The sequence below is a fragment of the Flammeovirga sp. EKP202 genome (assembly GCF_014534745.1).
Taxonomy (GTDB): Bacteria; Bacteroidota; Bacteroidia; order Cytophagales; family Flammeovirgaceae; genus Flammeovirga.
In genome coordinates this window covers 1-22,972 of record NZ_JACVVP010000076.1, presented here as the reverse complement: position 1 = coordinate 22,972, position 22,972 = coordinate 1, and the positions used below count along the sequence as shown (strand labels likewise).

Annotated in this window: 10 protein-coding genes; 9 read left to right on the top strand and 1 reads right to left on the bottom strand. The window is 36.5% G+C overall.

What is annotated here, in order from left to right:
* Positions 1-23: 23 nt before the first annotated feature.
* The 6 genes from IC221_RS27295 (at position 24) to IC221_RS27270 (ending at position 9,499) form a co-directional block, all read left to right on the top strand.
* Positions 24-1,415, top strand: coding sequence for a sulfatase (locus IC221_RS27295; protein ID WP_188171981.1), 1,392 nt, complete (start codon positions 24-26; stop codon positions 1,413-1,415).
* A 185-nt stretch (positions 1,416-1,600) separates the two neighbouring features.
* Complete coding sequence (locus IC221_RS27290) at positions 1,601-2,974, top strand: sulfatase (protein WP_188171980.1); 1,374 nt, start codon at positions 1,601-1,603, stop codon at positions 2,972-2,974.
* 13 nt (positions 2,975-2,987) lie between these two features.
* On the top strand, positions 2,988-4,247 hold the full coding sequence (locus tag IC221_RS27285) for a 4Fe-4S binding protein (protein WP_188171979.1): 1,260 nt from the start codon (positions 2,988-2,990) through the stop codon (positions 4,245-4,247).
* Positions 4,244-4,969, top strand: a complete 726-nt coding sequence (locus tag IC221_RS27280) for a flavin reductase family protein (RefSeq protein WP_223241513.1) — start codon at positions 4,244-4,246, stop codon at positions 4,967-4,969. Before IC221_RS27285 ends, IC221_RS27280 begins: the two co-directional genes overlap by 4 nt.
* A gap of 149 nt (positions 4,970-5,118) precedes the next feature.
* Positions 5,119-5,361, top strand: a complete 243-nt coding sequence (locus IC221_RS27275) for a hypothetical protein (protein ID WP_188171978.1) — start codon at positions 5,119-5,121, stop codon at positions 5,359-5,361.
* Between the two features lie 220 nt (positions 5,362-5,581).
* Positions 5,582-9,499 (top strand): ATP-binding protein, encoded by a 3,918-nt coding sequence (locus tag IC221_RS27270; RefSeq protein ID WP_188171977.1) that lies wholly within the window; start codon positions 5,582-5,584, stop codon positions 9,497-9,499.
* 168 nt (positions 9,500-9,667) lie between these two features.
* Here the strand turns inward: IC221_RS27270 and IC221_RS27265 are convergent, their stop codons facing one another.
* The gene (locus IC221_RS27265; protein WP_188171976.1) at positions 9,668-12,673 is read right to left on the bottom strand and encodes a T9SS type A sorting domain-containing protein; all 3,006 of its coding nucleotides are present in this window, start codon (positions 12,671-12,673) and stop codon (positions 9,668-9,670) included.
* Between the two features lie 544 nt (positions 12,674-13,217).
* On the opposite strand from IC221_RS27265, the gene IC221_RS27260 reads away from it, so the two are divergent.
* The 3 genes from IC221_RS27260 to IC221_RS27250 all read left to right on the top strand — a co-directional run bounded on the left by IC221_RS27260 (position 13,218) and on the right by IC221_RS27250 (position 22,920).
* On the top strand, positions 13,218-18,845 hold the full coding sequence (locus tag IC221_RS27260) for a LamG-like jellyroll fold domain-containing protein (protein ID WP_188171975.1): 5,628 nt from the start codon (positions 13,218-13,220) through the stop codon (positions 18,843-18,845).
* Positions 18,846-19,039: 194 nt separating this feature from the next.
* The gene (locus IC221_RS27255; protein ID WP_188171974.1) at positions 19,040-22,435 is read left to right on the top strand and encodes an RHS repeat-associated core domain-containing protein; all 3,396 of its coding nucleotides are present in this window, start codon (positions 19,040-19,042) and stop codon (positions 22,433-22,435) included.
* Between the two features lie 44 nt (positions 22,436-22,479).
* Positions 22,480-22,920, top strand: a complete 441-nt coding sequence (locus IC221_RS27250) for a hypothetical protein (RefSeq protein ID WP_188171973.1) — start codon at positions 22,480-22,482, stop codon at positions 22,918-22,920.
* Positions 22,921-22,972 lie beyond the last annotated feature (52 nt).

The window sequence follows — 22,972 nt, the reverse complement described above, 5'->3', positions numbered from 1 at the left end:
ACACAAAGTTGAAAAGAAATAAAATGAACTATAAAGCAATAACATTTAAATTGATTGTATTCCTTTCCTTTTTAGGGATGAGTACAACTACTATCGCTCAAGATAGACCTAATATTATATTTATTTTGGCTGATGATTTGGGGTATGGTGATTTGCCTGCATATGGACATCCATATACTAAAACACCACATTTAGATCAGTTGGCAGATCAGGGGAAAGTGTTCACACAAGGGTACATGTCAGGGTCATGGTGTATGCCTGCAAGGGCCGCTTTGATGACAAGTCTTTTTCCTTCAAGAGAGTTTTTGAGCAGTTTTGTGATAGATGTTGAAAAACCGTCTGTTACTAGCGTAATGAGTGAGGCAGGATATAAAACAGCACACATTGGAAAGTGGCATATCGGCGACAATAAAAGAGGCGAAAATGCTCCTCCTCCATCAGAGTATGGTATTGATTTGAGTTTTACAACGCAGAGTACTGGGCCTGGTTTTACATCAAAAGACAAAAAGAAGCCTCACTATAGAGAGCATACAACCACACACTATGTGGATATGGCCATTGACTTTGCGAAAGAAAATAAAAACAAGCCCTTTTTCATCAACTTATGGTTATACCCTACGCACTCTTACATTGATCCTCTACCAAAGTATTTGGCTCGATTCAAAGATTTGAAAGTTGATATCAATGACTTTGAAAGTGAGTACCAAAGGGACTTTTTAAAGTTTGTTGCAGAGACGAATGATATCGATAAGGCAATGCAAGCCTATTGTGCTGATGTTTCTAATTTGGATGATGAAATTGGTCGTTTATTGAAAGCTATTGAAGAGATGGGGTTGGATGAAAATACGATTATAATCTTTTCTAGTGATAACGGTCCTGGACCAATTTTAAACAATACAAAAAAGTTGAAAGAGCGTTATGCCAAGAAACCAAATTTGGCAAATTCTGTAGGTTCAGCCGGCCCTTTCAGACAAAGAAAAGGAAGTATGTATGAAGGAGGAATCAGAGCTCCATGGATTGTAAAGTGGCCTAATAAAGTGAAAGCTGGTACAAGAGACGAAGAAACATTAATTGCAGGAGTAGATTTTTTACCTACTGTCGCAGCATTGGCAGGAGTAGAAGTACCTTCTTCAATGCAAATGGATGGTGTGGACGTAAGTAAAGCAATTTTAGGAGCTCCTCAGCAAAGAGAAAAGTTACATTTCTGGAGTGATAAACCGAATTGGCAAGTTGTACGAGATGGTAAATGGAAAGCACACCTTCACTTGAATAAAGTAAAATTATATTATCTTGAGGCCGATCAAGGTGAAACGACAGATGTGGCTGAACAACACCCCGAACTAGTAGCCAAATACGGAAAATTACTAAGAGCTTGGAAAAAAGAAATTCATAAGCCTGTAGAAAAAAGCAAATAGGATATTTTTCATTAAATAAACATATAGTGGTGTGTAAGGACGTTGTAATACAATATCCTAGTAAACGGTATCAATAAATTTTTCTTGTAATTAAAATTGTGAGAAACAGTAGAGGCGTTGTATTGCAACGTCCATGCGTTCCCTATAAAAAATTCTCTTCCTGGCTCAATTTGATCATTAATGAAATGAATAAACGCTACAAAATACTCTCATTACTCCTCTCTCTATTTTTCTTCAATATCCTCATAGGCATTGCATCTGAAGGCGAAAAGAAAAGAAAGCAACAACCCAATATCATCTTTATTTTTGCAGACGATTTGGGTTATGGCGATTTAGGCTGTTATGGTCATCCTTACATCAAAACGCCCAACATTGACAAGTTAGCTGAAGAAGGCACACGTTTTACACGGATGTATGCTACAGGTGTGACTTGTAGTCCTAGTCGTACAGGTTTTTTGACCAGTAGACACCCTGCTTCTTATCAAAAATTTATGCCTTTTCATGGTTTTTCAGGTAGAACAACTATCACAGAACTATTGCATAACAATGGTTACTACGTGGGACATATTGGTAAGTGGCATATCAGTGGAGATGAAAATCCTCCCCATGGAACTTATGGTATGGACTTTATAAAAGTGATGGGAAATGCCGAAGAAAAAACAGCCGGGAGAGATGATGATATTTTTGCAGAAGCTGAATTATTCTTAGAGCAAAGGAGTCAATCTGATCAACCTTTCTACCTTAATATTTGGGGGCATATTTCTCATTTTGCAGTGGATCCCCATGAACGATTTTCAGAGGAGTTTAATGAGGTAAATGTTGATGCTTCTCAATTCGATAAATACTACCAAAAGAAACTCAAAAAAGCACAGGAGCTAGGAGGAGACGTTAATCAGTCTTTTAGAAATTATTTAGGTGATGTATGGTCTTTAGATTTAGCCGTTGGGAGGTTATTAAAAAAGTTAGATGATTTAGGCCTAACCCAAAATACAATTATCGTTTTCTCAAGCGATCAAGGACCGGCACCCGTAAAAATGAATAAAAAAAAGGATCCCAACGTGGTTGCGAATATGTTAGGATGGGCCGGAGGACTTAGAGGAGGAAAGCATGAACAATTTGAAGGCGGAGTGAGAATACCATTTATCGTAAAATACCCAAATCATGTACCTGAAGGGCACATCAATACTACTTCAGTGTTATCAGGTTTGGATTGGCTCCCTACCTTGTGTACGATAACAAATACGTCATTTGACGTAAGTCAATATGAAGGAAAAGACGTATCAGAAATATGGTTCGGAAAAGAATATACACCAAAACGTTACTTATATTGGAAGACGAATTCCCCTAATGGTGCAGTTTCTATTTTAAATCAGAATTGGAAAGCACATTATCTCAAAAAGCAAAAGAAGTATGTATTATTCAATCTAACTCAAGATGCAGGTGAAACTACCGATGTAGCTCAGGATAATCCTGAAGTTTTAAAAGACCTAATTGAAAAGGTAGAAGCTTGGAATAATACCTTACCAACATCTTATCTCAAAGGAGAGAAGACTAAATAATTATCATAAACAAATGACAACAAAGGAAAAACAAAAAAAACGGATACCACCAAAACGCCCTGTCAAGAAATCAAAGAAAAAGGAACCTCAAAAAGGACTAAACTCACTTCAAGCGTACAACTTGTATAGGGTGGTCTTGATCTCTCTTTTAGTAGTGGCAGTGGGTATTTCAGGAGGTTGGAAATTGCCTTTTTTACAACAAGAGGGACACACTAAAAAGATTGTCGTCACCCAGAGTCACTTGGAGGAAATCTTCAAAAAAGCCAAGTACTTTACGGTAGATGACCAAAAAAAATATACGGTTTACAACCAATATAAAGACATTATTGGATACGCCATTTCTACGCACGATTTTGCAAGCCATGTCAGAGGTTTTGCAGGAGAAGTACCCGTATTGATTGGGTTTGATAACGATTCTACCATACAGGGAATGCAGATGCTGCAGCATAATGAATCAGGGGAGTATATCGAATTTATTTTGGATGATAAACTTTTAGAAAAGTGGAATGGAATGACTTTCGATCGAGCACTCTATAATAAAGTAGATGCGATTACGTCTGCCACCGAAACAAGTGAGGCAATCATTGAAACAATTCAAGTGACGATGTCTGAAGTAACGGGCAAGGAATTGGAAGAGAAGCATTATCCATGGACCCTAATTTTGCAATGGGTATTGACTTCTGCCACTTTACTTTTTGGCTTGTTGGTTTGCTTCTATCGACCTATGAAAAATTATAGAACTTCCATGTTGATTATGGTGGTGATTGTAATGGGTTTTGCTTATCAGAAAATGATCTCCATTTCGTTTTTACATGGATGGATTGTAAATGGTATATCTCTTGATTCAAATTTGGTGTCAGTAGTTTTGTTAGGCCTATCTGTCTTATTACCCATCACCACCAAAAAGCAGTTTTATTGTCATTATATGTGTCCTTTTGGAGCCGCTCAGGAGTTAGCTGGAAAAATATCTCCTTTCCAAAAAAGGAATATGAACTTCTTAAAAATTCGCTCAATACCCTTACAAACGGTAGCAACTATAGTACTGATTTGTTGCATTTTCTTGGGTGAATACCCCGAACTATCATTCATTGAACCCTTTCCCTCTTTTTCGTTTAGGGTGGTATCATGGTGGATGATTGGTTTTGGCCTTTTATTTATCGGATTATCCTTCTTTTATTCTAAACCATGGTGCAAAATCTGTCCTACTGGATTTGTGCTTGACAATTGTAAAAAACGCTCAGCAAGAGATAATAAAAAATATAATATTCTATGAAACTAAGTGAACTTCTAAATATAGTACTTGTAGTAGTACTCATTTTTGTATTAATCCGTTATAATGTAAAAGAAGCAAATGGGGAAGTCAATGAAGCTTCTGTAGTGAATTCCGTTGCCGTAATGGATTCATTGCATGTGAAAAAATCCGTAGGTAAAAGACCATTCTTATTTCCAATGCCGGTAGGTGTGATAGGTTCTTATGATAGTGTGGGTACACCCAATATTATGTCAGCATCATGGATTGGCATCGTGAATTCTAATCCAATGAGTATTGGCGTTTCGCTTCGTCCTGCGACACACACTTATAATAATGTAATGAGAAATAAGGCTTTCACCGTAAATATTGCCAATGAGAAACTGATAGAATATGTAGATTGGGTAGGGCATTACTCAGGGAAAGACGTAAATAAGTTTGATGTTTTACCTCTAACGCCCGTGAAATCAGAACTTGTCAATGCGCCTTACGTCCATGAATTTCCAGTAGTATTGGAGTGTAAAGTAGTTAGAACTACAAACCTAGGAAAACATACTCATTTTGTAGGTCAGATTATGGATGTAAAGGTAGATACAGCAATATTCAAGGCAGATAAAAAGTTTGTGGATATCAATAAACTACGCCCAGTGATGACCGGTCATGGTTCAGGTTATTTTGGAATAGGTGAGAATTTAGGTCGAGGAGGAAAAGTATACCAACGATTGGGAATTACTCCTGATTTCTAAAAACCACAAATCTTTATAGAGGTCCGTGTAGATATTGTATTACAATGTTGGCACGGACTTTTTAAATACCCCCATATTTTCTAACACGAAAACCCTCGTTTACTATTGATCTAGTCCTTAACTTTACCCTTTGAATAAGACAAAAAATAATGAACAACGAGCAACAAATTTTACAGGACATTTATCAAAGCATCAAGGATAAAAATATCTTACTTTTGAATACTACACTGAATGTAAAAGGTGAAGATATTCCCTTTTGGTTCAAACGTTTTGGAGTGATTTTAGAAGAGTTGAAAGGAATATCAGGAATTGATCCCACCGCTCAAAAAGTTGAAAATGAACAATTTTGGTTAGAAGTGATGAGGGCGTTTATTGATGTGGTGCCAAGATAAAAAACAACTACTTCGCCCTATTACTTACCCCACCTGTATAAAGGTGGACGAAAATTGGGTTTACAGTGTACTTAAATCAACCATAAAATCCTATATTTATAGAATAGATAGTAGTCACTTTTGTGACTAGATAGCTGTAAACTAAGTCTAAAGTTTAATTTACACTAAATATCAACTACTTTTTATCCATCGTAACCAACGATCCATTTTTTGAGTAATAATGACTATCAAAGCAAATATATTAATCACTACACTCTTACTTTTTGGGCATTTCGTTTTTGGTCAATTTTCATCTAAGATTTATACTGTAAATGATGGTTTGTCAATCAATGAAGTCACTGATCTGTATATTGATCAGCAGATGCACTATTTGTGGGTGTGTACTAATAATGGATTAAATAGATTTGATGGACATAGTTTTGAACCAAAATATATACAACGCAAAGAGGGAAAAGTCAGCCATTTTATCAATGCTTTGGTAGAAGATCATAACCATCATTTTTGGGTGGCGACCAATAGGGGATTAGCGCGTTACGATTACCAACGAGATCAATGGCTACCTCTCCACAGTGATTTAGAAGTAGGGATTTATACTCAAGTAGAGGTAGTGAATGATACTTTACTTTATGCCGTTAGAGATAATGATGATTTGATAGAGGTGAACCTTAAAACTAACGATTTTAGAGTAGTAAAAACACCTCTTTTTGAAGGGATTCTTCAATTGGAATCCTTTGAAAATACATTGCTTATTGGTGGATGGAAAGGACTTTACTCTTATGCTCCATCCACACAAAAATTGGAAGTTTTAGGCAGAAAGTACATTAAAAATGCATTATTTATCAAATACCTTGAGGATCAAACACTCTGGATTAGGGATAATGATCAGCTAATGTATATTCCTATTGAAGCTGGCGTACCACAATTTTCAAAAGGAATCAACATCAATGCCTCATTAAAAGATCAGGATACACCCAAGTTTCATATTTCTGATATAGAGGTTTTTCAAGACGGCTATTTATTTTGTGATGATTCTAAATTGAAAATGATTCACAAGGCTGATATTCTAAATCCCAAGCTAGCGGAAAACATACAAATATCACCTTTAGAGACCGTCAAGATTGTAGTGGATCAATATGAAAATATATGGTGTGCAACCTGGAAAGAAGGGTTTTATCAGTTGCAGCAAAGGGAAAAGCCTTTCAAGAGTGTGGCTTTAAATTCGAATGATAAACAGGAGGCCCCATTACGGTTTGTAAAAGGTTTTTCAGAGATTGAAAATTCTGAAATTTTGATGGTAACGGAGAAAAATACCTACTTTATTTTCAATAAAGAAAAGGGGACAATCAAGCTTTACCATGAAGAACTGTTTCCTGCGTATTCTGATAAAAAAGCACTTCAATTACGTAAAGATTGGAAGGGTAGAATTTGGACAGGAAACCATCAAATTGGAACCCGAGTAGTTTACGGTCCTGATAAGGAAAAGATCAATCAATTAATCACTCAAAATACTTCAAAGACACGTTACCTTGCTGTCAATGATTTTTCGATAGATGCTTCGCAACGGAAAATTCATATGGTTGGAGCTTCCAACATTTTATCTTTTGATGATGATAAATTTACTTTTGAAACCAAAAAGATTGATGCCCGAAGGTTGTATTGTATCGAAAAAGAAAAACGGAGTGGACATTTTTGGTTAGGTAGTGCTCATGGCCTCCAAGTATTTGATGAAAACCTAGAAGTTAAACTACAAGAATATGAAGAACTGATTCATCAGGCAGGGTTGGAAGATACCCGAATTAACTGTTTATATCAGGATGAAAGTGAGGTATTATGGATAGGAACTTATGGTGATGGTTTGTATTACTATGAGGAGAAAAGTAAAAAAATTAGTGCGGTAGTCGTTCCGGAATATTTGGATGTAAAAGTAATTTATAGCATCATCGATGATCAAGAGCAATCTACCTTATGGATTAGTACCAATAGTGGCCTTTTGTCCTACCAAAAAAGCTCTGAAACCTTCAAAAAATACAGTAAGGAAGACGGAGTATTGGATAATCAATTTTGTTATCGCTCTTCTTTTAGAGCAAATGATGGCACTTTATTTTTTGGTGAAGCGAATGGGTTTACTTATTTCCACCCTAAAGACTTAAGGTCTAAAAAAACGACGCTTCCAACACCTCAATTTTCAGACTTTTATATTGGCCAGCAAAAGACCAACTTAGTCGATTTCACGAAACAAAACACAATTGAAATCAAAGACAAGAGCTTTGAATTTAATTTCTTTACACCTGAACTGAGTAATGCGGAAAGCTACACCTATGCTTATTTTCTAGAAGGCTTTGATCAAGAATATCAATATGCTCACCGAAATACACCAAAGGCAGTTTATCATAATGTACCGCCGGGGAAATACAGGCTGAAAGTGAAAGTTATCCGTCCCTTTTCAGACTGGTCAGAAGAGGTGTTTAGCCCTTGGCTTAGGGTTCCGTTACCTTGGTATAAAACAACAACGGCTTATGTCGGTTTCACACTCTTGTTTCTATTTATTTTTGTCTTGTCGATATGGATCATTAAAGTACAATTACATCTGAAAAATACGGTGGTGATGGCGCAATTAGAGCAGCGTAATACTGAAGAAATTAGCCGCACAAAATTACGTTTCTTTACAGATATAACACATGAAATACGTACACCACTCACTTTGATATTAAGCCCCCTCAATGCTCTTTTAGAGAACAGAAAGTTTGATGTACCTACTCAAAAGAGTCTCAATACCATTCAAAAAAGTGCCAAACGCCTTTCTTCTTTAGTTGACGAATTATTATTGTTTAGAAAAGCGGAGGAAAACAATTTGCATCTAAAATTGGAAGAAGTGGATGTTCACCTGGTGATGGAAGATATTTGTGATTGGTTTAGTTATGAGGCGGAAGTCAAAGAAATTGCAATAGAATATTTCAGTGAGGATACTCCTTTATCAGTAGTGATGGATAGAGAGATGATGGAAAAAGTATTATCTAACTTAGTAAGTAATGCCCTCAAATTTACAAAAGCAGGAGGGAGAATTACTTTATCTTGTCATCAGGAGTTGGAGACCACAGTGATTAAGATTGAAGACAATGGAAAAGGAATGAACGAAGAGGAGGTTGATCGTATTTTTAACCGTTTCTATGAGTTAAACCCCTCTGAATATGCGGGGTTTGGTATTGGTTTAGAATTGTCACAAAGGATTGTTTTAGCCCATAAGGGAGAAATTTCAGTGGAAAGCCAATTGCATCAAGGAAGTACGTTTATCATTAAAATTCCAACATTGACAGCGAATGTTAACACCACACCGCAGGTAGATATAACAGAAAAGCAATACTTGAATATGGATATCCATAAGGAGGAATTTTTGCCTTCGATGATGGAAGGGAAATTATTGATTGTAGAAGATGATGCAGAAATCAGAGATTATATTGCAGGGATATTCAAGGAAAGGTTTACGGTAGTGACCATGAAAAATGGACAGGAAGGTCTGTTTTATGCCCAAAGTAATGCAGTAGATATGATTATCTCAGATTATCAGATGCCAATGATGAATGGGGTTGAGATGTGTCAGCATTTAAAGTCGGATATTTCCACCTCTCATATTCCGATTGTGTTGCTTTCTGCATTCAATGAAGTAGAAGATCAATTGAGAGGCTTGGAAGTAGGGGCAGATGATTATGTAGAAAAGCCATTTGACGAAAAAATTCTATATTTTAAAATAACAAATCTCCTCAATACGCGTCAACAACTGTTGAATAGTTTTGAACAAGGTCAACCCCTTGATCTCGAAGGGTTAAATCAACAAGATCAACGTTTTATTAAGCAGCTAACACAGATTATTGACCAAGAGATTCAAAATGAAAATCTATCCGTTGATTTTGTAGCAGAAAAAATGAAAACCAGTCGTACTACTTTAAACAGCAAACTCAAAGGTTTACTGAATGTTACCACTTCAGAATATATCCGAAAGGAAAAATTAAAAGAAGCCTATCGTTTATTGGTCAAAGAAGAGTACAATGTCACAGAAGCTGCCAATGCTGTTGGTTTCTCATACGCCTATTTTAATACCATCTTCAAGAAGGAATTTGGGGTGCCACCAGGAAAACTTTAGTGAGTACTGTTTTATACAATCCATTGGTGCGAATGTTAAGCGATAGCGGCATTCGTGTCTTGTAAATCATCAGAAATCTCCTGATTTCTAGTGTGATTTATTATCAAAAAAAAAAGCAAACCACCTAAAAGGCGATTTGCTTGTAGAAATGAATGTAGTAAAGAAATTCTATTTTTTGATTAATTTTTGATGTTGACCATTCTCAAACTGAAGAAGGTAAACACCGTGAATTAGATGTTGCAAGTTTATTTGCCCATTGGTGAGGACGCCATCTTGTACTAGGCGTCCTCTCAAATCCAATAGTCTATAAGTAGTCCCACTTTTTACTCCATAAACCTGAATGTTAGTTGTTGCCGGGTTAGGGCAAGTAGTCACATTGTTAGTCGGGTTTCCGATCGCATTTATAATTCTTCCTGAGGAATCTAGAATAAATTGATGTGTAGCCGTTGCTTTGTTTGTAGACCAGTTGCCACCTACCTCGCGTAGTGCTGCAAAAAATCTGTAATTGTCTCCATCAACTAAAGAGTTGGGAGCTGTAAGGCTAATCACTTCTATTCCAGAACCTGCTTCCACCATCACCTTCTCTGACGATATAAAATCACCGTCAATACTTTGAAGGATAAGGTGAAGATCTCTTTTCTGATGGGCTGTATAAGTAATTTTGACTGACATTGATGTCTTATATTCTGATAAGGGGTCAATAAAACCCACACTTTCGGGTTTTTCCCTTACATTGAAGTTTTGTGTTATAGTGGTGATATTTTCCGTCCAGTTGGCATTGACCGGTCTTAATGCCACCGTTATCGAATAGTTCTCACCAATGGCTAAGGCTTCATCTACTTCTATTACATCCGCTAACGTTCCACTGCCTTTTTCAACAGTGACCGTTTTGGAAGCGATAAAGGCGCCTTCTGCATCTTTGAGGATGATTACAATATCTCTTTGCTCAAGCGCGGTATAATAAACCTCTATTGGAAAAGTCTGAGCAGGTGAATGAAATTCAGTGGCGAACTCCACAATCCCAATGTTTTCTTGTGAACTATTATTATTCACTTCTAATCGTTGTGGTAATGTAATATCAGCACCTGCTTGCATTACTCTTGTACTTCCTTCTAAAGCACCACAATCTGGAGAGGCAGCGCTAGTAATTCCACTTAAAGCAACGCCAGCGTTTTTGGCTTGTGAGTTGCTGAGTAAGCTGAAATTGCCATTTTCCGCGTTGGTAAAATTATTTTTACCTTCAGAGAAAGCAAAATGAAGATTATTTTGAGGATTGAAATTATAATCATATTGAGCAACATATGCTGTATACTCATCAAAATCCTCCGTTTCCATACTTGGGCTGTTGTCCAAGCTTACCCAACCTAAATTTCCACCTGTAGCACTTAGCTTTTGCCTTACATAACTCAGCTTATAGCCCGTGCCGGTCATGAAAATATTATTCGCAAAATGACCATCCTTCATATAACCGGTAGTATGATTGATGCCTAATTCCTCCCAGTTATCAATTTCAATATTCCAGATACTGATACCAAAATCTACATTCCAAACCGTGTTATTATAGTAGTTGACCGGTTTGTCCATGGGGTTGTACCTTGGTCCTAAGTACAAAAACTCACCATGTTTAGTAATCGAATGTGGACCTGTATAATTATCGGCTTTGATGTTATAAATCAAATTATGATGAGCCGTATAATTTTCGGTATCTTCCATATAAAAAGCTGTTACTTTCTGCTTGTTGTAACCACCGTCTGAAACAGGTAGTCCATGAACATCATGAATTTTATTGTAAGCAATTTCACTCCCTTTCATGTTTAAAGCATATAGAGTACCTGTACTTGTTGCTTCAATAGGTCCTGCATCTTCCCCCATTCTCATGGCTCCAAAAAAATCAGAATCAAGGATATCAAATTTCAGATTTTTTCTAATTCTAATATGAAAACGAGCCGCATCACCAAACGTACAATGTTGTACTCTAATGTTATCTCCCGTGGCATAGATCCCTGATGTAAAGATCCCCAACCATCCAAAATCTTCAATCAAGCAATGCTCAAATTGGTTATTATTACCGCCTTTGATTGCAATTGCATTTCCCCAAGTGTGTGCGACTTGAGTATACCTGAAGCTGTTGTCAGAACTGTTAGAAAGATAGATTCCTGTTTTTTCAGTATTATTATCTCCATATCCTTTTGATTTCCAGAAAGGATGTAGGTATCTAAAACTACAGTTTTCAATACTTGCTTGTTGGGTATTGACCATCTCTACATTACCTGCTGTAAAGTGGAGACCATCAATTGAAGTACCTGAAGTATTGTTAAGTACCAATACTTTTTCACGCACTTGAACCTCAATTCTTGATTGGTAAATTTCCTGGTCATCTTTTGGGAAATAGTAAAGTTGATTTCCCTCTTTAAACCATTCGCCAGGTATGTCGATCAAGTTTCTGTGCATCACAAAACCCCAACTGAACTTATGATGCGTATTTTTAATGGCAGAACTTTCTTTCCATACGCCATTATTATAAGCTTTAAAAGAGACGGAATTTCCAGCATTACTCAAAATATCTCCAATCACATAATTCCTCATTTTACCTGTCAAACCTCTAAAAATACCGCCTGATAAATCCACATCAGGAATTGGAGTTCCCTCCAATGTAGCATAGCCGTTGGCATTTTCACCCTCCACTTTTCTTACGTCACTTAATAATGCGTACCCGCTATTTTCTCCCATTGGATCCATCATTTCTCCACTGGTATTATTAGGGTGTCGAGCCATCATTTGTTCAACACCATTGGCAAAAAGTTGTGTAAAGTCCGTTTCAAAATTGAAGGAATTAACACTGGCTTCATAGACACCTTCTGCCATGTTTGCCGCTTTTTTCCATCCATTCACCACTTCAGCACCAGTGACCAATACATAATCGTTTTGGTAATTCTTGATGGTCAAGTTGTTTTTATTGATCACTATTTTCTCTCTAAAAATCCCCTCATGCACCTCTATTATATCTCCCTCTTTCGCTTTAGAAATAGCTTCATTAATACTGTATATTTTTCCTTGTTCTTGCGGATTATTTACCGATTCCCAAGGAATTTCTATTGAATAAACATGGTAAGTAGTTTGTCCCTTTGCATATATAAAGCAAAGGAGCAGTGCAATCGTAGTAATTAATTTCATTTCATAGAATTTCAAAAGTGTTCTTTATGTTGGTTACTATTACTGTCGTCGCGATCTGTTGTAATAAGTTTGTAACTCAAATATGGAAGTTGCACCTACAGAAAACTTTCGAATACGACAGAATAATTTCGATTTTGAAAAGTGACTATTTTATGAAAAAGCACGAGTGGGGTGTTTGGTTTACTATAAGGGGTGGTAAAATAGAAAAGGGGGAATAACTATGGGGTATTTTGAAAAAGAATAGATTGATTTTACTCAATGGACCATTTTTCAATTTTGGACTATCAGGAACTGAATTGAAACGCATCATGACATTTTATTTTCACAAAAGGAGTTTTTTTAAGGTGAAATGGAAAAGGTGAACATTAATAAAACGTTAATTCAGTCACATTCTGGGTTGTTTTATCTATTGTAAAAAAGCAATTATTAGAATATTAATCTCAAATTAATGTTTCAAGCTACCTTTAAGTGTTGATAATACGAATAACTATAAGTTTTGCTTTGGTTATTCTACCAGCTACTATTAATGTTATAAATAATTGAAATGAAGAACATTTATTACTTTACGACTACAACTCTTGCTTTGTGGTTTTACTTTCTACTGATAGATGCACAAGCACAAACACCATTACAGTATTTAAGTACTTCTGATACGGAAAGTATCACGGTAAATTCTGATGGAGCAGTGACAAATTGGATTGATCTTTCTGGCAATGAAAATCATGCGGAATCCAAGCATGGTACAGTCTTTTACCCCGCTGAAAATACTTCCTTTTCGGGGAGGTCAGCAATTGATTTTGGAAATGAAAGAAACAGCCTGATTTTATTATCACAAGAAGATGCAGATCAACTTCTTGATTTTACTGGGGCAGCTAGTACACACACTGGTTTTAGTGTTCTACTTTCTTTTCAAGTTCATGAAATGCATGACAATTGGAGTGATTTGATTGGTAATCATTCCAATACGGATAATGGCGGTTTCGGTATTCGATATGCTGACGATGGTGAGTACCAAGTTTATTTGGGTACTTTTAATGCGAAAATACCAGGAGCAAAAGCAATTAAAGATCAGTCTATTGTTGTGGCCGTCAATTATAATGCGACGAAAGGAGAGCTTTCTTTTTGGGATTCGCAAAACAAGCTGAAGCATAATTATGACGTAACACCTACTAATTTTAATATAGCAGACCTCACATTGGGTTCTAATTCCAACGGTAATCGCTATTTCAAAGGTATTATCGGTGATGTAAAGATCTATAATGAAGCTCTTTCTAATGCCAAGTTCAAAGCGGAGTATGCAGCAATGCATGATTTGTGGCAAGGATTTACTTTACCAGTGGAAGTATTGGGAGCAGAAGGGGTAGTGGAGACTAGGACTTTTATTATAGGAGATACAAAAGCCTCCAATACAAAAAGGGTATGGTTTCAGATCAATAATTTGAGTTATGAAAATAAGGTTTCCATCAAAATCAATAATGGAAGCTGGAAAGATATTAATCATGGGTCGGTAGAGATGGAAGAACAGGAAAAAGCGAGGGGAGGCATGCAGCATGGAGGTTACAATACCATTCGTTTTTCCTATCCAACCTCAGAAATTCAGTCAGGCACAAATACTGTCTCTTTCCGTTTTAATCATTCAGATGCCATTTCTAATGGTTATAGAGTCGTTCGTTTTAATCTCCTAAATGAGAATGATGAACCCCTTTTGGCCGACAATTATTTTTATAATGATGATCCAAATTTGTGGGTTTCTCCTTACACCGACAATGCATCAATTGCAGAAGGAGAGGATCTTTGGAGAAATGGCAAACTATGGTCCAATTATTTAGAAGAAGGAACAGAAGGTTTTTGGTACGGTTATAAGTTGAAAGCACATATTCCAATGAACGCCACTTGTGCCGATTGTCACGCACAAGACGGTAGAGATTTAGAACTGTTTTCGTATTCAAATAAGTCTATTATTGAAAGATCAAAATTCCATGATTTGAATGATGAACAAGCACGTAAAATTGCAAGTTATATACGCTCGTTATCAGGAAAACACGAGAATATAAACCGTCATGGTAGACCTTGGAATCCACCTTATCAACCAGGCCCTGAATTAAAAGGAAAATCGATTGACTACTGGGCGGCAGGTGCAGGTTTAGATGCTGTTTTGGAAAAAGATGAAGACATGTTGCCCTATATGTTCCCGAATGGTGTGAATGCTGAAACGGTGAAAGATTATTTTGATCAGGATCAAGGAGAAGATCGCACCACTTTGCCTTTGGCAATTCAATTTCCTGACTGGAAACATTGGCTTCCAATGATTCATCCTAAAGATGCGTTTACAAAAGGGACTTTTTATGAAGATACTTACAACGACAGAACGCCTTATAAAAATGGACAGGAGAGTCTATTGAATCCAGAAAAAGGAATCGAAATCATCAGAGATAAAATTAATGAATTGCCTAAAAAAGCAGATGGTATTACAATTGATATGAGTGCTATTTCAGAAGAGCAATTAGCTGATTTGAGGTATGCTCATGAAGTTTTTCGTTATAATTTTCGTTTCTTCCAATCGCAAGGAGGTGGACAGACAAAACATTGGCGATCAACTAAAGGAAATGGCTTAGATGCATTGGATGAGGATGTACCGCAGGAGTTTGCTGCAACAAGTTTAGCAAGATTGATGGCGGTGAAAAACTTTGAAATAATGCAGGAATTTAATCTTCAAGATCAAGCTCCGGACTATATCAACAATGCAGATCTGCCGTCGGGTAGACAATGGTTTCATGGTTTATCAAAGCACGTCTTCGAAGTGCCAGCACATATTACAGGGTGTCTGGATGGGGATTGTCAGACGTTTGATGGTCAACCAAAATCTACTGGTCAATATGAATCTTCGGTTTGGTATCACCTTCAAGGTATTCTAGCAGGTGGTGAAGGTTATCAGTGGTGGAATGGCCCAGTGGATTATAATTACCACCCTCAGTTTATTTTGGCAAGTTCTTATTCATCCAACATCACACATCCACTTCGATATTATCACGGAATCGGTACGATGTATAAAACGAAAACGTGGTCGGGAGATTTGAACCCCAACGATGGGATGGGTTTTAGAATTAGGGTACAAGGACCGTGGTATTTCTTTGGAAAAGAAGGAGATGGTGGATCCAATAATTTCCATGGTTTTGCACCTGGAGAATGGCCTAAACTATTAGATGAAATAGAGCCAGGTATGACAAAATGGGTGTTGGATGCATTGATGGAAGAGTTCCTAAAGGCAGTAAGAAAGCATAGTATTTCAGAGTGGACGCGTTGGGAAGAGGGGATGAATGGCTCCAATGAGTTAGATCCTATTGAAAAATCAACGATCGTAGATGTGACCTTATCGAATGATGAAATTTTTGCTTCAAGTTCAGATGATGTTGATGCACTTGAGGAACCGCTTTGGGCCGACCATATGTATTGGGTCATTCAAGAGTCTATAAAATTTGGGGTAAAATGTGAAATCATTGAAGAATTGATTGCTTGGAGTAGTGAGGCTTGGCCTAACATTAATTGGGATTTTGATATTTCTCCATCTGTACAATTGAGTTTAAGCCCTAATGCACAACTGTATAGTAATATTGAATATATTCAGGCGACACCTGCAAGTGGTGGTGATGCACCAGTCTACACTTGGAAAGTGAATGGGGAAGTTGTGAACAACAACTCAGATAAATTATATACTTCTGCTTTTGAATCTGGCGATATAGTAGAAGTGACCATGATTAGTAATTCTACTTGTACAGAGTCAGATGTGGCCTCAGCCACGATTGCCGTACCGGGAGATATTCTCATTCTATCACAACTCAATGATACTGATTGGGAGCAACGTTCCACTTTGGATGGATGTGTAGGAGATGAAGTCAATTTTAAACTACAGTTAGCCATTGAACCGATTTTATGGTTAGACGCTACAAAAATCACAAATAAAACAGAGGGTGAAAAAGTATTGGAATGGGAAGATTTGAGTAACAAAAGCGGAGCGGCAACGATAGATAATGAAACGCTTGCCCCTTTATATGTATCCAATGGATTGAATGATTTACCTGCTTTGGAATTTGGAAAAGAATCAGGCTCTTTATTAAAGCTACTGGACGCAAATGAAACTACTTTTCTAGATGAAGATTGGACTATTTTTATGGTGCATCAATTATTACCCATAGATGTATGGAGTAATACCCTCGGAAATAAAAATGCGACCAACGGAGACGGAATGTTTTTTAGAATATCAGACACCGGAAAAATGGCCACTGCCGCTGGAGAATCCACCATATCTGGAGCCGCCAATGCATTACCTATAAGTTGTATCAGTACCATTCAAAAGTCAGATGTTCAAATGGATTTATTCTTAAATGGAATGCCTGAAACTACATTACCGCTCAATGCAACAGATAAGTTATACAACGGAGAAGACTTATTATTAGGCCAAATCAGTTATAGTACAAGCCAAACAAGGTATCATAAAGGTTTGATCGCCGAAGTGATTATTTTGGACCGTAAACTTAATGAAAATGAAAAGGCTTTAGTGGAAGGATACCTGGCCCATAAATGGGGAATGGAAAAAGAACTTTCCAATTTGAATAAATTCAGAGACCACTCTCCTTTTGAAATGTTGGTCGAAGCTCCCAATGCAGAGCAGATGAAATTCTACAACCCATCGAGTACATTGAGCTATAGTATCAATGGTGAGGAAGATTTTGGCAATTTTACATTTATACCAACCTATTCTGATACACAAAATAGTCAGGTCGAATTAAGTTCTATTGATGCATCGTATGCTGCAATTACAACAGTGAACTACAGAGTGAATCAGGGAGTTATTCAAAATGGAAATCAAATCTTTTTACATGAAGGTGACGAAATTGAATTGTTGCCCAATGATATCATCTCGTCCAATTATCAATGGATTTCACCAAACGGAGAAGAATTGGATCAAAATGTAAATCCATCTTGGTGGGCATTACTTGATGACGATTACAATGGCGACTGGAAATTGAAAATTGAGGAAGACGATTGTGTACAATCAAGAGAAATTACGGTTTCAGTTACGGTACTATCCACACCAACGAATGCTCCTCAATTTGGAGAGGTAGAAATTACTCAATTGTCAGCGTCTGATTGGACCACAGTTACTTTTGATGTGCCTTTTTCAGCAGCACCAATTGTAGTGGCAGGACCTTTAAGTGCCAATGGATCGGCACCTTCAATCCCAAGAGTTAGGAATGTAAGTAAATATGGTTTTGAAATACAAGTAGACGAATGGGATTATCTAGACGGCGTTCATACGAAACCTGAAGTGGTGTATTACCTAGCTTTAGAAGAAGGAACGCACGATTTTGGTGGAGTGATTGCAGAAGCAGGAAGCTTAACAGGAAAGATGACTTGGGTGAAAAAGACTATGGAAAATACATATTCAGCGACTCCTATTGTACTTGCCGTACAGGTAACAGACAATGAAGCCAATGCAACAACGCTTCAAATCAAAGATGTAAACACAACCAATTTTAATATCAGAATGCGAGAAGAGGAAGCTGCAGATCAAGTACATGCTGACGAAGTATTACATTATGTGGCCCTTTCAAAAGGAATGGGCACCCTCAACGGTCAGACGTTGCATGTGGGAAGTACGAGTACAGTGGTTGATGAAGTTTGGTATCAACAAAACTTCGCTTCAAGCTATACAGACACTGGTCTATTAGCCAATATGCAAACACGTAATGGTTCGAATACTTCAGGGTTACGTTTCCGAAATATATCGGACAATAGCGTTGAATTTATGGTAGAGGAAGAACAGTCAAAAGATGAGGAAATCGATCACCCTTTTGAAGAGGTGGGATGGATAAGAATTGAAAATATCAATGGTACTTCAAGTAACAGTAGAGTATTGAATACTGTAACCTCAACGGAGGAAGTGGATGTTCGATTATATCCTAACCCTGCTTCATGTCATCTATACATTGAAGCACCAAAACGAATTCAGAAATTGGAATTATATGATAATTTGGGACGTAAGCTTATTCAAAAGGAAAGCACTCACTTTACTGAAAAAATCTGTATAACACCTCTTTCAATAGATATTTATACATTAAAAATCTTCCTGGAAGGAGGTCGAGTGATCAATAAGAAAGTTTTGAAACGATAAAAATATAAACCCTTTACATTATTTAAAGTCTCCTGATTTTTCGTGAAATCAGGAGACTTTTTTATTTCGGTCATTTGTAAAGTTCTAAAAAAATACCCCACTCAAAAATCGAGTAGGGTATACTTAGAATTACCTTATCCTTTGCAAGAATTGAATGTAAATACGCAGTTACAACAGAAAATACGCTTCCAGGTTTGGATACCAGATTTGAATATAAACCTGATTTCACAAGTTTAAAGGTGAATGGGATAGCGAATAAATTTTCTGCCTCTGCTGTAATAGATGGAAAACCTACCAAGGTGGGATCTTTGGAGTGGTATTACAGTGCAAACAACAGAGCAGGATTCGGAGGTACAACAGCTGAAAGAGAACTTGCCAATGAATTAGCGGAAGTAAACGTTCCTGAGACCTCTTCTCCTTATTCTAGAACAATTTATTATGATGATGGATCAGGAGAAGTATTAACAACCGTGGGGGCTGATGAATATCATTTTGAAAGCACAACATCTCACCCATTAAAAGATGAAGTTGGAATAACAGATATGAAAGGAATTTTTGATGTTCATTTCAAACCCGAACCCATAACAAGTGCTGATACTCTAGTTACCACTTATTTAGAAAAAAGAGCTACACTTTTAGGTTTATCAACAACTCCTTCTTTAGTTGGAAAAGGCTATAAGCAGAGAAATAAGAGCTACGAGAAGAAAGAAACAATTACCTATTTTGATGGTGATGGACATGAAATTATCAATATCTTTAAAGGTGTTGAGGCGGAAGATATTACACAAGTTTTTGTCTTTTATGATACAAAAGGAAGAGTAAAATTGAGTCTTACCCCAAAAGGTACAGATGCCTTAATAAGTGGAGAGGATATTGCATCTGTAGAAGGTACGCGCTATTTTTATAATCGTAGGGGATGGCTTCTAAGAATTGTAGAACCTGATGCAGGGGAAACAAAATATAAATATAGAAATGATGGGTTAATTCGATTCTCCCAAAATGCATTACAAGCATTAAATAATAGATGTTCGTATACCAATTATGATGAATGGGGTCGACCTATTGAGAGTGGTGAGATTTTGAATTTCAATTTCAATAATATTACAGAATCTATCCTTGAAAGAGTGGTGTCTTTTGATGATACAAACAATGATGGATTAATAACACTACACGATACATTTTCTGACGGATTAAATGCCCAAAATAAAAAAGTTGTAACCCGTACTTTTTATGATAATCCTTCTGCATATCTAGAAAATGAGCAAAGCACCACCCAACTGATTTATGCACATCAAAAATATTTAGATTTTCAAGGGAATAATTTCATTGCTTATCAGAAGTATTTAGAAAGTGCTGTTTCTTACTCCGAATATATTGCAGATGTTCCTGCTGTTATTTCAGGTTCACCTACATCAGCAACTGATTTTACAGAAAGAACATTCTATAGTTATGATGAGAGAGGAAGAGTGACTTGGATGTCACAACAAATTCCAGGGTTGGGCTTCAAAACAATCAGCTACTTGTACGGAGGTAGAAGTGAGGTGGTAGAAGTGTCGTATCAAAAAGGAGCAGAGGATCAATTCCATCATTATTATGTTTATGACAAAAATGGAGGATTGAAAGAAGCTTATGCCGGAAAAGATTGCTTCCTGAAAGAGCGCTCGCTGAATTTAACGGCGAGAGCAACGGATTTACTTTCAACCACTTTACAGGCAAGGTATCATTACTATAAGCATGGTGGACTAAAAAAGATGGAATTAGCACCAAGGATGATAAATGATGAAGAAATTCCTTTACAAACGATTGATTATGTCTATACCTTACAAGGTGCGTTAAAAGGAATCAATAAATCGAACGACGGCAATCAGGTCATTGAAGATGTTTTTGAGATGCAGTTGCAGTATTTCCAAGGGGATTATGTAAATACACAAAATGCAATACCTGCCATTACAAATGTAGAGAATCATTATGATGGACAAATTTATGCCGCTACTTGGAATGGTAAAAGTGGAACGACAACCATAAACGGAGCCTACAAATACAGCTATGATTATAAAGGTCAACTGAAGAATGCCAATTTTGGTAGTGTAAACGGAAATACATTTACATCTCTAAGTAAATTTTCAGTTTCTAATTTGGATTATGATAAAAATGGTAATATTGAGAATCTTCAAAGAAACAATAGTACAGGGGGTAGCCTGCATCATTTTGATTATGATTATGATCCCATTTTCAGTAATCGACTCAAAGAAGTGAAGAATGTCAGTAATAATAGCTTGTACTCCTCTTATGAATATGATGCTATAGGACAGCTAGAAGTAGCTCAAAACTTTGCGTCGAATACCACACAAATGCCAACCTTCAATACCATGGGGTATATGACATCAATTAGCGATGGAAATGAAGAAAGAGTAAAATATGCTTACAATACTTTAGGGTTTAGGTCTTTAAAAGAAAATAGATCTTCTACAGGAGTATTCGAATCCAAGACCTATTATGTAAGAGACGCTTCTGGTAAGGTCATTGCGATTTATACACAACCTTCTGAAAGTGATTTGCCTGAATTGGCAGAAGTTCCTATATATGGAGCTAGTCGTTTGGGAGTTCAATTTAGATATCAATCTGCTCCAGAGTTATTCCAAACCACAACCGATTACCAACTTTCTGATCATTTAGGAAATGTACGTGCTACGGTAAATTGGGAGCAAGTCAATATTCAAACGCCTTCTATTGAAACGAACAGTTATAGCGACTACTACCCATTTGGTTTCAAAATGAATATTGGTTTGACACAAGGCAGTAGAAAATACCGCTATGGTTATCAAGGAAACTTTGCAGAAGATGAAATGGACGATAATGGCTTCAATAGTTTTGAGGCTAGGATGTATGATCCTGTAATTGGTAGGTGGTTGAGTGTGGATCCTGCGAGGCAGTTTGCGAGTGGTTATGTGGCGATGGGGAATAATCCTGTGATGGGGGTGGACCCTGATGGAAGATTTTCAAATAATGGAGAACCTCCAGTAGAAGTGAAAAAGGGTGACTGTAATTGTTCTGTAATAGATGAGGAAGGTAATTTTATTACATATTTTAAAGATGTAATTCCTCTTGGTTTTCAAGTGTATGAACCTATAGAAGACCCATTGGACTTTTTGTTAACTTTTTCACCAATTGGGTTAAGGTCTTTTAATAACCAGACTGTTGATTGGGATGGTAAAATAATGTCTGAAAAACAAATTCTTACAGCACCTGTGCCAAATATACCGATTACAGGTTTAAGTCCTAATAACTTACCAATTATTATGTCTATGCAAAAAGGTTTAAGACATCCTGCAGTTGTTGATGACTTAATACACGCAATGACAACAACAGGTGATGATATATTTAGATATACTGCTCCAGAAGGACGAATTGCTGGTTATCTCACTGATAGAGGAGTCTATGTTATAAACTCAGGTAATCATAGAGTTGTAGCAGCAAAGGAAATATTTTCAAAAACAGGTAACTTGAAGCCATTAGAAAATTTATTAAAAAATGGTATTTGGTCTCCATCTGCAGGTTTGCCTGCATCAGCAAGACCAATGCCAAGTTGAAGTTTTTTTTGAAAATTTAAGGAATATGTTTAATTTCTAATATTATGTTGATAAAAAATATTAATACTAAAGCTTCTGGAAAAGTTCTAATCATGGTCGGTAAGGGAAGAGATTTTTCCCAAGAAAAGGATTTTATAAATAACATTAATACTTTGAATTTTGAAGATGATAAAGAATTATTTCCACCAAATAATATTTTTTTTAATTTAAAAGACTTTTTTCTAAGAAAAAAAGTGAGTTTTTTCGCTAAAAAATATCAAATAGAGCAGTCTTTTTTTATTCAAAATAAAATTGATTTAAGATGGAGTTTATCAAGCTTAAGCCATAATCAAAAATTTTTATTGTTTCTAAAAAAAAACCAAAAAGCAAATAAAAATATAGTTTATGTATCAAATGGTTTCAGTCATTCTTTCAATCATTATCTATTAGACCTCATTGATCAGTTTTCTATCAATAAATTAATAACTGAGCTATCGCTCTTTTAAAATTTTGAATTTTCATTTCTTTGACAGAAAGCCGATCTTTCTCCTATGAAAA